10 protein-coding genes are annotated in these 12,968 nt (G+C 65.0%); 6 read left to right on the forward strand and 4 right to left on the reverse strand.

The features are described from left to right. Positions 1–117: 117 nt before the first annotated feature. Together ABNU97_RS15035 and ABNU97_RS15040 are read right to left on the reverse strand one after the other, a co-directional pair. On the reverse strand, positions 118–978 hold the full coding sequence (locus ABNU97_RS15035) for a BPSS1780 family membrane protein (RefSeq protein WP_348767493.1): 861 nt from the start codon (positions 976–978) through the stop codon (positions 118–120). Positions 979–1,075: 97 nt separating this feature from the next. Continuing rightward, positions 1,076–1,876 (reverse strand): helix-turn-helix transcriptional regulator, encoded by an 801-nt coding sequence (locus tag ABNU97_RS15040; protein ID WP_348767494.1) that lies wholly within the window; start codon positions 1,874–1,876, stop codon positions 1,076–1,078. 232 nt (positions 1,877–2,108) lie between these two features. On the opposite strand from ABNU97_RS15040, the gene ABNU97_RS15045 reads away from it, so the two are divergent. Both ABNU97_RS15045 and ABNU97_RS15050 read left to right on the forward strand, forming a co-directional pair. Beyond that, positions 2,109–3,449, forward strand: a complete 1,341-nt coding sequence (locus ABNU97_RS15045) for an APC family permease (protein ID WP_348767495.1) — start codon at positions 2,109–2,111, stop codon at positions 3,447–3,449. Between the two features lie 18 nt (positions 3,450–3,467). Further along, on the forward strand, positions 3,468–4,370 hold the full coding sequence (locus ABNU97_RS15050) for a carbon-nitrogen hydrolase family protein (RefSeq protein ID WP_348767496.1): 903 nt from the start codon (positions 3,468–3,470) through the stop codon (positions 4,368–4,370). Positions 4,371–4,433: 63 nt separating this feature from the next. On the opposite strand, the gene ABNU97_RS15055 is transcribed toward ABNU97_RS15050, so the two are convergent. After that, positions 4,434–5,036 carry a cysteine hydrolase family protein gene (locus ABNU97_RS15055; RefSeq protein ID WP_348767497.1) on the reverse strand — a complete coding sequence of 201 codons (603 nt, stop codon included), beginning with the start codon at positions 5,034–5,036 and terminating at the stop codon, positions 4,434–4,436. A gap of 130 nt (positions 5,037–5,166) precedes the next feature. On the opposite strand from ABNU97_RS15055, the gene ABNU97_RS15060 reads away from it, so the two are divergent. The 3 genes from ABNU97_RS15060 (at position 5,167) to ABNU97_RS15070 (ending at position 10,788) form a co-directional block, all read left to right on the forward strand. Then, positions 5,167–6,036, forward strand: a complete 870-nt coding sequence (locus ABNU97_RS15060) for a LysR family transcriptional regulator (RefSeq protein ID WP_348767498.1) — start codon at positions 5,167–5,169, stop codon at positions 6,034–6,036. A 523-nt stretch (positions 6,037–6,559) separates the two neighbouring features. After that, positions 6,560–8,737 carry a methyl-accepting chemotaxis protein gene (locus ABNU97_RS15065; RefSeq protein WP_348767499.1) on the forward strand — a complete coding sequence of 726 codons (2,178 nt, stop codon included), beginning with the start codon at positions 6,560–6,562 and terminating at the stop codon, positions 8,735–8,737. 545 nt (positions 8,738–9,282) lie between these two features. Continuing rightward, positions 9,283–10,788 carry a condensation domain-containing protein gene (locus tag ABNU97_RS15070; RefSeq protein ID WP_348767500.1) on the forward strand — a complete coding sequence of 502 codons (1,506 nt, stop codon included), beginning with the start codon at positions 9,283–9,285 and terminating at the stop codon, positions 10,786–10,788. 198 nt (positions 10,789–10,986) lie between these two features. On the opposite strand, the gene ABNU97_RS15075 is transcribed toward ABNU97_RS15070, so the two are convergent. Further along, a complete protein-coding gene (locus ABNU97_RS15075; protein ID WP_348767501.1) occupies positions 10,987–12,255 on the reverse strand; it encodes a hypothetical protein in 1,269 nt (422 codons plus the stop codon). A 256-nt stretch (positions 12,256–12,511) separates the two neighbouring features. On the opposite strand from ABNU97_RS15075, the gene ABNU97_RS15080 reads away from it, so the two are divergent. Then, positions 12,512–12,968: alpha/beta fold hydrolase (locus tag ABNU97_RS15080; protein WP_348767502.1), on the forward strand; the 457-nt coding region annotated here is incomplete at its 3' end.

Below are 12,968 nucleotides of genomic sequence, written 5' to 3' on the forward strand. Positions count from 1 at the left end.
GCGTCAGTGTTCGCTACCGTGCCACTTGTTTTTGGCTTGGGCACGCTACGCTCTCCCTTGTCTGTCAATCGCGCGCAAAGCACCCGGCGCGACCGCGACAAGTTGTGCAGAGCTTCCCTAGAGAAAACGGCCCGTATCGGCCTCCAGCCCGTAGATATCGCGAAAGGCCATATAGGTGGTCATGCCCATCACGGCCAGAAAGAACAACGACGTCGCAAGTGCCGCTATACCGACCACAACATAAAGAATCAGCGCGAGCAGACCGGCCGTGAATGCAGCGACCATGCTGAAAAGCAGCAGGAACACCGCGCTGGGGAGCACGGCCACGCCGAGGCCCACCAACCCATACAGGGTGAACGCACGCCAGTTGATCCATACGCCGTGAAAGCTCTGTTTGATCGCTTGTACCGGCCCGCTTTCACCAAAAAACACGAGCGCGGGCTGAAACCAAACCGCAGCGAGATAGAGAAAGGTGGCCAGCAGGAAGAAGAGCACCATCACCGCAAGGGAAAGGCTGCCGCGCGCGAATTCGGCGGCGGGCGTGCCAAAACCGCCAGAGGGCACGCCCGAATTGAACAGCCCGTAAAGGAAAAAGAACGCCACCCCGGCCATGACCTGCAGGCCCACCTGGGCCGCCCCGGCGAGCAGCAGGGCCGTGGTGCGATAGCGTAGCCCGATCAGCACATCGCCATAGGCGAAGGTATGGCCGTAGAGCACGCGATAGACCAGGTACAAAAACCCCACCGAAAACACCGGCATCACCAGGCCGGTAATCAGATCTCCGATATAGGGCAAGAACTCGCAGACGATAGCCACGCCCAGCCCGATGCCCATCAAAAGCAAGACGGCAACGATCCAGCGTTCGGTATCCACCGATAACAGCTCAATACTCTCGCGCCACCACTGCCAGCCACGGCGTGCGCCAACCCGCCGCGCCGGCGTGATCTGACATGCCGGCTCCAGTGACCGTTCCTGCATTTGTCTTCCCCAATAGACCGCCTGCCGACACGACGAGGTCGGGCCGGCTGCCCCACCCGTTTTATATCAGAATCCGGCGCCCGGCTGGGCCGGCCCTCTATTCGGCCAGTTCGGTCAGCAACGGTAACAGCAGGGCAAACAGCTGGGCCTGCGACGACACCGCGCATTTGGCATAGAGCTGACGCCGGAACACTTTCACCGTCTGGACGCTGATACCCAGCGCCCGGCCAATCGACTGCGAGGAATGCCCACGCAGGATATACAGCGCCACTTCCGCCTGACGCGGACTCAGCTGCACGCCGTGCTCGCGCGCCAGCGCATGCTGCAGGCGCTGACTCAGCGGCAGCGCCCGGGCCGGCGTGCCCAGCGCCGGCTGATAATCGCGCCAGTGGGTTTCCATCAAGGCGCTCAAAGTGGCTTCGTGGCGTTTGAGGGCGTTGACCTCGCGCGGCAGAAAACGAGTGCCGCTGGAACGATCCCGGCCCATGCAGGCGGTCAGCGTGATCAGCGGCGACAGGCGCGCGAAGATCGCGATCTCGTCGATGAGCGTGGTATGGCGGTAGTAGCTGCGGTAATACTCGCTGCGTCGGAACCGGTCGGGCGCGATATCGGCCAGGCGCTCTACCCCGCTGGCCCGGCCTTCGCGGTGCTGCAGGTAGAACGGGTCGAGCACATAGGCCCCTTCCAGATATTCGCTGTCCATCGGCAGATATACCACCGGATCGGTGTATTCGCGATACAAGGCCTCGGGGCGCTGCTCGTCGCAGTAGGCGATCACGATCAGGTTGTCGAAGGCGGCCAGGGTATGCAGCAACGACAGGAAACAGGGCATGAACTGCGGCGTGCCCAGCGCTCGTATCGTCTGGGCGGTGGCCGCCCGCGTTTGCACGTCACCCATACGCGAACACGCCGCGCTGCGCCCTGGCATACCCCCGCGGGGTTATATACGCCGGCCGCGCCGCAGGGCTATCGTTTTTTTGGAACCTGGGATCGCGCTCTGGCGAACGGTGTCGACTACAACGCATCGCGCCTCGGGCCTGGTTTGAATTGGGGTTTGCGCCAGGCGCAACCTAGCCGGCGCTGCGAGCCAACGGCTTCGCTGCTGCGCCGCGTACTCGAGGATACTTGGCATGTCCGAAACCGATACGCAACTCGAACGCACGCTCACGCTCAAGGCCGTCGTGCTCTTCGGCCTGGCCTACATGACGCCGCTGATCGTTCTGGGCACCTTCGGCGTGGTCGCCGAAGCCACGCACGGCGCCGTACCCACGGCCTATCTGCTGACCACCCTGGCGATGCTGTTCACCGCCTACAGCTACGGCATCATGTCGCGGCGCTTCCCGGCCTCGGGCTCGGCGTATACCTATGTGCGCAACGGCATCGACGATCGCGTGGGTTTCATGGTCGGCTGGGGCGTGCTGCTGGATTATTTCTTCCTGCCGATGGTCATCTGGCTGATCGGCGCGGCCTATCTGAACGCGCGCTTCCCGGAAGTCCCCAGCTGGGTGTTCCTGCTCGGCTTCATCGGCCTGACCACCGCCTTGAACGCCTACGGCATCAAGCTCGCCGCGCGCGTGAACTCGCTGCTGATGGTGTTCCAGGTGCTCGTGGTCGCCTTTTTCGTGCTGCTGTCCCTGCGCCATGTATTCGCCGCCGAGGGCGCCGAGGCACTGCTGAGCACCACGCCGTTCTTCAACGATCAGTCCAACCTGTCGAGCATTGCCGCCGGTGCGGCCATCGCGGCCTATTCGTTTCTGGGCTTCGATGCGGTGACCACGCTTACCGAGGAAACCATCGAGCCGCGTCGCAACATACCGCGCGCCATCATGCTCACCGCGCTCATCGGTGGCGGCATCTATGTGGCCGTGGGCTACACCACCCAGCTGGTCCACCCGGGCGCGATCTTCGACGATGCCGACTCGGCCGCCTTCGAAATTGCGCGCACGATCGGCGCCGATCTGTTCGGCGCGATCTTTCTGGCCGGCATGGTGCTGGCCCAGTTCACCTCCGGCATCGCGGCCCAGGCCAGCGCATCGCGGCTGCTCTATGCGATGGGCCGCGACGCCGTGCTGCCGCGCCGGCTGTTCGGCAAACTGCACCCGAACTTCCATACCCCGGTGTTTAATATCGTACTCACCGGGGCCATTGGCATCGTGGCCATTTTCCTGGACGTGCTCTCGGCGGCTTCGTTCATCAACTTCGGCGCCTTTATCGCGTTCACCATGGTCAACGTGTCGGTGTTGTTCATGTACCGACGCGATCGCCCGACCCGCGATCGCTACGGCGTAATCGGCGGCCTCGTCATTCCCGGCATCGGCGCCCTGGTGAACCTGGTACTGCTCACCCAGCTCGACAGCCATGCCGTCGTGCTGGGCCTGATCTGGCTGGCGCTGGGCCTGGCGCAGCTGACCTATCTGACCCGCGGTTTCACCCGGCAGCCGCCGCAGGTCCAATTCGACGACGCAGAATAGCCCGCAGCGGAGCGACCGATGACGCGTTTTCTACCCGTGCTGGCAATCCAGGGCCCGGCCCAGGCTGCCCTGAACAGCGACGACTACGAGGCATTCGAGCAGGAGCTCGCCGTACAGCTGAGCGACTTCGGCCCCAATTTCAGCGCGGAAGCCGAAGCGACAACGCGGCTGGTCTGCTACCCGGAAATGCACCTGTGCCCGAACGCGGGCACGCCCGAGCAACGCCGTGCCCAGCTCGAGGCCGCGGCCGAGCCCATCGACGGCCCGCGTATGCGCGCGCTGGCCGATATCGCCCGCCGCCATCGCATATGGCTGCAACCGGGCAGCCTGTGCGAACGCGGCACGGACGGCCACCTTTACAACACAGCGCCCGTATTCTCGCCGGCTGGCGACTGCGTGGCGGCTTATCGCAAGTGTTTTCCGTGGCGCCCGTTCGAGCCTTATCGGCCCGGCTCGGCGTTCACCGTGTTCGACATACCCGGCGTCGGGCGGATCGGCCTGGCGATCTGTTACGACATCTGGTTTCCCGAAGTCTGTCGTCAGCTGGCCTGGATGGGCGCCGAGGTGATCATCAACCCGGTGGCCACCACCACCAGCGATCGTGCCCAGGAACAGGTACTCATCCGCGCCAACGCCATCTTCAACCAGGTGTTCCTGGTCAGCGTCAATGCCGCCACGCCCTCCGGCGTAGGCGAGAGTGCGATCATCGACCCGGAAGGCCGGGTGCGCGCGCAGCTGACTGGCGCCACCGCCGGCACGCTGACCGACGTGCTCAACCTGGACGAGGTCACGCGCGTGCGCCGCTTCGGCACCGCCGGCCTCAACCGGCTGTGGTCGCAGTGGCGCGCAGACGATCCGGCGCTGGAGCTGCCCATGTACGAAGGCCGGCTGGATCCGCGCCGCTGGGGCGGCCACGACTAGGCTCGCCCAGGCCAAACCCCCCGACCACCGCAACGGCGATCGGGGCGTGCCGCCCGGGCTGTTTCAGGCCGATACGATGGTTTCGGTCGCCGTCACCCGGGCGAAGATATCCGACAGTATCGCCATCTCGGCGCGGTGCAGTTGCGCGGCCGCGATCGCGCCGCGACCGTCGGTGGCCGGCAGATCCCGCGTGGTGACGGCATCTTCGGCAATCGTGACCGGATAACCCAGCTCGTGGCCTGCCCGTGCGGTGGTCGATATGCAGACATGGCTCATGAAACCGGCGAGCACGAGCTGCTGGATGCCCGCCGCCTGCAGGCGGGCATCCAGATCGGTGCCGCCGAAGGCGTTGGGCACATGCTTGACGATCACCGGCTCACCCTCGTTAGCCGCCACCTCCGACATGATCTCGACATACTGCCCGTCCGGGTCGAATACCGGCCCGCCCGATTCGCCGTGGTGCACGAAATGGATGACGGTGCCGCCGTTTTCGCGCCAGTGGGCGATCAGGCGGGCGACGTTATCCAGCGCCGGCGCCAGGCCCGAGAGCGACAGGGCGCCGTCGCGATATTCTTCCTGGGCATCGATCACGATCAGGGCGGCGTTTTTCGGCGTGCCGAGCGGCAGCGCCGCGCCGGCGATCTGGAGCATGGTTTGTGCGGACATCTTGTCTCTCCTGAATGGACGGGGTGGATAGGACGGGCACATCATGCATCTGCTAATTCGCAATTAAAATCGGGGGTTTTGCAGGTATATTCTGCATAAACGCAGACCCGCGATAGAGTACAAAGCCGTTATGAGCACGCTCGACTGGGAAGGCCTGAAAACGTTTGCGCTGGTATGTCGCGGCGGCACGATGAGCGCGGCCGCGCGCGAGCTCGGCGTGAACCAGACCACCGTGGCACGACGGCTGCAGCGCCTCGAACAAAAGCTGGGCCAGCCGTTGTTGCGCCGGGACGGCCAAAGCCTCCGCGCCACCGCCCACGCCGAACCGTTGTTGGACACCGCCCGTGCCATGGAAGACCGGCTCGCCGCGACGCTGACCGGCCTGGAAAGACCGCCCGGCCGCCAGCCCGTCTCCGGCCTGGTACGCATCACCGGCGTGGACGGCGTGCTCGAAAACGCAGTGGCACCCCGCATCGATGCCCTGCTCGCCGAGCATCCGGGCCTGCGTATCGACCTGATTGGCGGCAATCGCAACCTGCGCGTTGCCCAGCGCGAGGCCGATATCGCCCTGCGCCTGGCCCGGCCGGCCGGCACCACCCTCGATGTCCGCCGGCTGGGCGATCTCGCTTACGGCATTTATGCCGCCGAGAGGAACGCCGATCCGTACCGCGCGCCGTGGGTGGATCTGGATGAGGCCTTCATCGACAAGCCCGAACAGCAATGGCTGGCCGAACATTTCCCCGAACGACGAACTCTGCTGCGCGCCAACCGCGGGGGCATCATCGCCGAGCTGGCACTGGCCACCGGCGCCTGCTGCCTCGTGCCGCGCTGTATCGGCGATCGCACCCCCGGCCTGGCCATGCTGGATATTGACCCTGCCGGGCGCGAACTCTGGCTGGTGCGCCATCAGGACATGGCGCATCTGCCGCGCCTGCGGGTGGTCGCCGACTGGCTTGCCCAAACCCTGTGCAATGGCCACTGGGTCGTCGCCGCCGACTGACAACAATCTCGCCCGTTCGCCAGGTGTCGCATGCCCGCCGCCGTGCTTGTCGACGCCCGTCATGCGTTTCATGCCCGCGAGACGGTATCGGCCGTTTGTATCTGCGGGTACGGTCAGCGCCGGCTGGCCGGTCTTTGATACGGCATATCACGCCGCGAACAACTGCATTCAACATCAATCTTCTGTTGTGCTATTGATCACGCGCCGAGCATTACGGCCTGTTATCGCGCCGGCTGAACCGAGAATTGTTCTTGTGGCAGATATTTAGCGATCGAAACCTGTCGGGATCGCTCAGATAGCGGCTTTCATCCAGCAGCCAGTTTTAGCTCAGGGCGCCCGCTTGGCGCTCCTCGCGCCACTTTATTAAGAATCGACGAAGGCTTTAGCTGCACATACCACCCAGCGCATGATTTTAAAGTTTGCTTTAGCCGTGTCGTTACCTTGAGAGAGACCCGGCCCATCCGCCTCGAGGCAAGCCGGATCCGATGACACCACTGTTCGTCTGATATCCGGACCTCGCCGCATGAAGCATTTCACCTCGATCAAACACTTCGTCGTACTGGCCGCCGGCGCCTGTATCCTGAGCGTGGTCGCCGCCCTGCTGATCTACAACTATGTCGCCACCAAGCGTACCGGCGAGTTCGTGGAGCAACGTACCGGCGCCCTGCTGGAAGGCGCCATCGACGAACGCCTGGCCGCCCTGGCCAACGCCCAGGGCGAGCAGATCAACCGCAAGCTGGAACAGGCCCTGGGCATCGCCCGCGACCTGGCCGCGGCAAGCGAACTGGCGGCCGAGCCGGGTGCGAACAGCGCCGCGTTCGAATTCGGCCGCCCGGAGCTGTCGGCGCTGGTCCAACAGGCCGTGGCAAAGAACGACTTTCTGCTGGATGCCTTCATCGGCTGGGAGCCGAACGCCTTCGGCAACGACGATGCCTATGTCGTGCCCGCGAACAATACGCAGAGCTACGATGGCAGCGGCCGTTTCCGGCCCTGGGCATTCAAGAACGACCAGGGCGTCGCTGAAGTATCGGCCCTCGATATCACCGGCATGGAAAACCCCAAGATGCTGGAGTCCGGTATCCGGCGCGGCGAATACTATCTGTGTCCGAAAGAAGGCGGCGATACCTGTGTGGTGGACCCAGCGTTCTACGACTACGACGACAAGCGCGTGATGGTAGCCACCTTCAGCGTGCCCATCGTGGTGGATGGCGCGTTCAAGGGCGTGGCCGGCACCGACGTATCCGTGGATTTCATCCAGACCTTGCTCAGCCAGTCCAACCAGGGTCTTTATGAAGGCGCGGGGCGCATGGCGCTGGTCGCGCCGCTGGGACGGCTGGTCGCCTACACCGGCGATGCAGCCCGACTCGGCCAACCGGCGACGAGCGTATTGAGCGCGGAAGGGCTCGAAAAGCTGACCCAGGCCCGCCAGAGCGGCGAAGCGGTCAGCGCCCGTTCGACCAACGGCGAGATGATCGAATCCTATCGTCCGATCCGGGTCGGTAATACCGATACCGTCTGGACGCTGGTCATGCAGCTGCCGGTGGCCGCGGTCATGGCCGATCTCGATGTGCTGCAAGGCGATCTCGCCGACCAGCGCACGGCCGACACCCTCGGCATGGTTCTCGTCAGCGGCCTGGTGGCCCTGCTCGGCCTGGTCCTGATCTGGATGGTAGGCCGCAGTATTGCCCGTCCGCTGAGTCAGCTTGGCGATCGCATGCGCGAAATCGCCAGCGGCGACGGCGACCTCACCCAGCGTCTGCCGGTCGCCGGCCGCAACGAGCTGGCCACCGTGGCGACCCAGTTCAACGCCTTTGTCGACAAGATCGACCACGTGATGATCGACGTGCGCGACAGCAGCGAAAACGTGAAAATGGCTTCCGGCGAAATCTCCACCGGCAGCGTGGACCTGTCGCGGCGCACCGAGAACACGGCCGCCAGCCTGGAGCAGTCCGCGGCCGCCATGGAAGAGCTCACCAGCACCGTGGCCAACTCGGCCGAATCCTCGCGGCATGCGGCACGCCTGTCTTCCGAGGCGGCTCAGGCGGCAGACGAAGGCAGCCAATCCATGGCCGCGGTGGTCGATACCATGCGCGACATCAGCGGCTCTGCCCGCGAAATCGAAAAGATCATCGCCGTGATCGATTCGATCGCCTTCCAGACCAACCTGCTCGCTCTCAACGCCTCGGTAGAAGCCGCCCGCGCCGGCGAACAGGGCCGCGGCTTCGCCGTGGTGGCCCAGGAAGTACGCAACCTCGCCAACCGCAGCACCCAGGCCGCGGGCGAGATCAAGACACTCATCGATACCTCGGTGGAGAAAACCGCCAACGGCGAAGCCCTGGTTGAGCGCACGGGCGAGCGGATCAAATCCATCGTCGAACAGGTCAATCGCGTGAACGGGCTGATCACTGAAATCACCACCGCGGCACAGGAGCAGAACACGGCCATTCTCGAGGTCAACCAGGCCGTCTCCCAGCTCGACGAAATGACCCAGCAAAACGCCGCGCTCGTGGAAGAGTCGGCGGCCGCCTCCGATTCGCTCAGCCAGGAGGCCACGCGACTGGCGCGCATCATCGGCGCGTTCAAGCTCAGCTCGCACAATGCCCAGCCGGCATCACAATTTCAGGCACGCAGCGAACGCCGCCCGAGCGAGCAATGGGCCGACGCACCGCATGAGCCGGCCGCGCCTGCCTATGGCGTGTAATCCTTCACCGTAGCGATGCAGATGCGAGCGCCGGCGTTGACCGCGCGCTCGTAAAGAAACGGTTTTCGCGTCCAACGAGCCCCTATGCCGCCCGGCGCTCGCCGGCACGGATAACAAGCGCGCCTGCGCGTTCTCATACCGGGCTTGCAGCCGCCGCGACAGCCGGCGCCGGTATTGACCATCAACCCGGCACCAAAACGGCCGGCCGTGCCCGCTGTTTTAAACGTCGTCTAGAAGTCGGCGCCGGCAGCTGTGCGTCTTATCCCCCAATGGCTTTACCGCCCGTGGCCGTGGCGCGCGGACTTTTTCACAGGCGTGGGCGAAGAGGGGCCTCGCCCCCGCCCACAGGCCACGCGTCTAAAAACCGTCATATCGCTAACGCAGTATCGATACACAAGAGCCCGCGCCTGCAAGCAGACGTGTCGTAGCCGTCGCCCTTGGCGCGTATTTTGCTTAGATAAATTCATGTGACATGAAATGATCGCGCACCAGCGATCGTTCACACCCGAACACTCGATTCGTTTATCGGTAATAGGGAGTTAACCATGGAGATGAATCTACTACGCGACTGGCCGGCGCCCGCCGGCCCCGCACGGCTATTTTTCGCCAGCGACGCCGCCCGTCGGGCCCATGCCTGCGCCCCCGAGAACGGCGTGCCGCCTTCGGAGATCCAGCGCGCGGCGCTGGACTCCAGCCGCGAGACCTCGGCTTATATGCAGGGCAACGCGGTGCGCATTCTCGGCATTGCGTTCAAGGTGTTCGACCACTACGACGACGCGGCCTTCAAACAAGCCTGCGAAGCGCATCTGCGGCGCCACGACGTCTACCACACAGGCTTTCACTATCGCGACGGCGACTGGGCCAGCCGCACCGTGGCCGCGCACGATATCGAGCTCAGCGCCGAGTCGGTGGACCTGGCCGCGCCCGGCAGTAGCGGGGCCGATTTCGCATCGGTGATCGATGCACGCCAGCCGCGCATTCCGAAATGGGATCTGTTCTCTTTCAGTGCGCTGGGTATCGAAAACGCCGGCGCCGATACCGCCAACCCGGAGTTCACCGTCGCCGTCTGTCTCGATCATCTGCTGACCGACGGGTTCTCGGTGTTCATGATTTTCGAAGAGCTCATGATGTTCTACGAAGCATTCCGTGCCGGGCGCGACCCGTTCGATCAACTACCCGAAAGCGCGTCGTATGCCGACTATGCCCGGCGCGATACCGCCTACTGCGCCCGCTTGACGCCCGATTCGCCCCAGGTGGCGGAATGGGAGCGCTTCAAGGCCCTGCACGGCGGCGCATTGCCGGACTTCTGCTTTGCCACCGGGCTGAACGGCCCGGAAGATTTCGCGCCCGGTCGCATGACCACCATTCCCGACTTTCTGTCGGTGGCCGAATCCGAGGCCTTCGAGGCGGCCTGTGCCGAAGCAGGCGGCTCGCTCAGCGCCGGCTTCACGGCCGTAGCCGCCCTGATCGAGCGGCTGGTGCGCCACAGCGAGCGCTTTACCATCTGCACGCCGCGCTCGACGCGTGTTTCCGAGGCCGAGCACTACAGCATGGGTTGGTTCGCGCATCCGGTGCCGCTGGAGTTCACGATTGCCGACTCCTTTGCCGAGACCGTGGCCGCCGCCCGCAAGGCCAACAAGGCCGCGCGCAGCATGATCGGCGTACCGGTCTACCCGGCCCAGAAGGTGGTGGACCCGACGCTGTCGAGCATGCCACCGGAAATGACCAGCCTGTCGTTCATCGATACCCGGCTGATCCCCACCTTTCGCGATCTCTCGGCCCATGCCTTTACCGTGATCGGCACGCGGCGCAATGCCAAGTCGGTGCATTACTGGGTCAACCGGGTCGGGCACGGCACGAACCTGAACTTCATGCATCCCGATACCGCGGAGATGAGCGCCGGCCTGACCGCGTTTGCCGGCCTGTTCCGCGCCATCGTCGACGAAGTGATCGCCCACGGCGATTGCAACATCGCCCAGGAACGCGACCGCTGGCAGACGATTATCGACCATTACGAGGCAGCGCCGGCTTCTGCCGTTTGTGCTGCCTGAGCCGCTGCGCGAGCCCGCCGCCCCCGGCGGGCTCGTCCTTGGCGGCGTGCCTCTAACCCGATCGCGGCGATCGACTGCGTTTTTCGACCGCTCTACGTAGCAGGGAGCGGCGCCCAGGCACGCCGCGAACGTGGCGTTGCCGGTCGCATCGTCACGTGCCCCACGGCAAGGCCACCACCCGCCCGGGCTCGCGGCAAGTTATTGCGTAGCCAGCCAGCGCGCCAGGCGCGCGCTGCGATCGCGCCCGCGCAACAACCCCACCACGGCACAAACACCGTGATACACGCCAAGCCCTGCCAGGCCATAGAACGCCAGCGCCGCCGGCAGCCCGTCGAGCCAGTCCATAGCCGATGCACTGGCCGCAAGATCCATGGGCGTGCGATAGGCCGCCGTGGCGCAAAAAAGCGCGATCGCGATAGCCGCCAGGGCCAAACCGGCCACCAGCGCGTGCGAAAGCCAGTCCACGGGCGGAAAATGTCTCAGCTCGTTGTAGCGCGACAACGCCGCATGGCTGATCACCTGCCCACGCTGTGTCACCGTGACGTCGGCGACCGCTGGCGTACGCTCGCGCAGGGTTTCGAGCCAGTGTTCGGGGTAGCGAAACACGATATTGCCGATCAGCACCACGGGCCATTTCTGGGCCGGGCTGAGAACCGGCCCGGTGGCCGCCTGGTTGATCATCATCTGCGATATACGCGCCGACTCATCGCCGGTTAGCTCGCCGATTCTTTCGCTGCCCGGTATATCGGCTTCGCGGTCGGCCACGCTCACGCGGCCGCGTACCCGAAACAGGCGCTCGCCCTGCTCGTACCTGCCCACGCTCGACCCGGGCCTATAGACGAGCAAACCACAGACGAGCGGCAGGCTGCCCACCCCGAACCACACCGGGTGCAGGCTCGGCACGGCCAGCATCACGATCACCGCGCCCAGGGCGATCAGGCTCGCGCTTATCACCCGCAAGCCGCCGGTTTCGACCGCGCTGTCGCTCAAGCGCAGACGAAAATCGGCGCCGCTCTCGCGGTGCTCGCCCAGCAACCGCACGCCGTGGTCTTTGTGGTTTTCCGGCGGCGTATCGCCCGCCACCAGCGTAGGCAGCACGGGCACCCCGTTGAGTTCGACCACCAGCGACTTGTCCCAGGCGCGTACGACACGGGCGGTGCAATACGGCGCGATCGACTCCAGCAGGCTTTCATGCACGCGCACCCATAGATCGCCGATATAAATTCGCCGGTCGCGGCCGGGGCCGCCCGTGACGCCGAACTCGCCTTGAGTGGCGTGCACGCGGCCATCGATCAGTACTTCGTGCGGATATGCCAGGGCAACGGCCAGCCGATCCCGCGGCGACAGCGTATCGGCGTCATCCTGGGCGGCCAGCCGCCGCGACACCCTGCGGTGGCGCTGGTAGCGAAGCCACAACGGAATGCTGACAACCAGCACGAACAGCAAGGCAAAAAACGCAGGGGTCATCGCGCATCCCGGTCCGCCTCAGGCCGCGACAAACGCTGCGCACAACCTTGCGGGCCGGCTTTATGGATTGGCGGCCGATTATAACGGCTGCTCGTCGGCGCTCCGTGCACCGCGACCGATCGCCCTCATCGCTACCCGCGTCGGCTATCGCCTTTCGATCATGCCAGCCGCCGACACCGCGACCGCGCGCCGGTCACGGCGCCCGTGCCATGATGCACAAGGCCGGCTCGATCAGCCGGCGCTGCTGGAGATCGCCATGCGTCATCGCTCGAATCACGCCCGTGTTTTAAGCCGGCTGCTGCTGGTTGCCGCGCTTGGGCTACTCGCCGGCTGTGCCCATATGCGCAGCGGGTCTGCCACCGCGCAGCTCGATGCCTTCATGCAGCAGGAACGCGCCTGGGCGGGGCTGACCAACCATACCGCCACCCTGCCGGATGGCCGCCGTATGCCCTATTCCGAGGGCGGCCCGGCCAACGCCCCCACGCTGATTCTGCTGCACGGCTACACCGGCGATCGCAACCACTGGAACGAAGTCGCCCGCGATCTGACCGATCGCTGGCACGTCATCATTCCGGACCTGCCCGGCCATGGCGGCACCCCGCTGGCCGACGACGCCTCCGCCGACGGCATGGCCCAGACCCTGGGCCATTTCGTCGATTCCATCGGCGCACAACGCTATGTGCTGGTCGGCCACTCCATGGGCGGCGGCGTCG

Origin of the sequence: uncultured Salinisphaera sp., from assembly GCF_964012375.1 — a bacterium.
Taxonomy (GTDB): domain Bacteria; phylum Pseudomonadota; class Gammaproteobacteria; order Nevskiales; family Salinisphaeraceae; genus Salinisphaera.